Here is a 1,073-nt window from a genome sequence, read left to right on the forward strand (position 1 = left end):
TCTTGAGATTGTTTCTCCGGTTGTTGAAGGCTCGGTTCGAGCGCGCCAGGGTAGAAGGGAAGATGAGCGTCGGGATTCTGTCGTACCTATTATCATGCATGGCGATGCTGCGTTTGCAGGTCAGGTCAGGGCGTGGTGATGGAAACCTTCCAGATGTCACAAACTCGTGGTTATGGTACGGGTGGTTCCGTACATATTATTATTAATAACCAGGTTGGCTTTACCACCAATAAGCGTGAAGACACGCGCTCAACAGAGTATTGTACCGACGTTGCAAAGATGATCGAAGCGCCAATCTTGCATGTAAATGGTGATGACCCCGAAGCTGTTTTGTTTGCTACTCAGGTTGCAATTGATTTCCGCAATCAGTTTAAGAAAGATGTCGTTATTGACTTGTTCTGCTATCGCCGTCGTGGTCATAACGAGGCGGATGAGCCTTCGGGCACGCAGCCATTAATGTATCAAGTGATCAAGAGCTTGAAGACAACTCGTTCTATCTACTCTGAGCGCTTACTTGAAGAGCAGGTGATCTCACAAGAACAGTCTAAAAAGCTTGAAAATGACTACCGTTCAGCACTAGAGAACGGTGATCATGTTACCAAGAGTTTGGTTCTGGAACCGAATAAGTCTATGTATGTTGACTGGACGCCATTCATTGGCCATGAGTGGACAGCTAAGGCTAAGACTTCGGTCAATGCCAAAACCTTGCAGCGTTTAGGTAAAAAGCTAGGTGCGATACATGAAGGCTTTCCTATTCAGAAGCAGGTTCAGAAGATCATTGAAGATCGAAATAAAATGAATCAGGGCGCAATGCCGCTGAACTGGGGTTATGGCGAGGTAATGGCTTATGCTAGTTTGCTAGCAGAAGGTCATGAAATTCGTATCTCAGGTCAAGATGTTGGTCGCGGTACCTTCTCTCATCGTCATGTTGTTTTACACAACCAGACAGATGGATCGACTTATGTGCCTTTGCAGAATATCAAAGAAGATCAGCCTAAGTGCGAGATTATCGACTCCTTGTTATCGGAAGAGGCGGTTCTTGCCTTTGAATATGGTTTTGCAACGACCAACCC

The 1,073-nt window shown here is 45.9% G+C and carries 1 pseudogene; it reads left to right on the forward strand.

Annotated features, from left to right (window positions below):
* A pseudogene (locus tag A3763_RS16850) lies at positions 1-1,073 on the forward strand (thiamine pyrophosphate-dependent enzyme); the annotation flags it as partial.

The sequence above is a fragment of the Oleiphilus sp. HI0128 genome, from assembly GCF_001635365.1.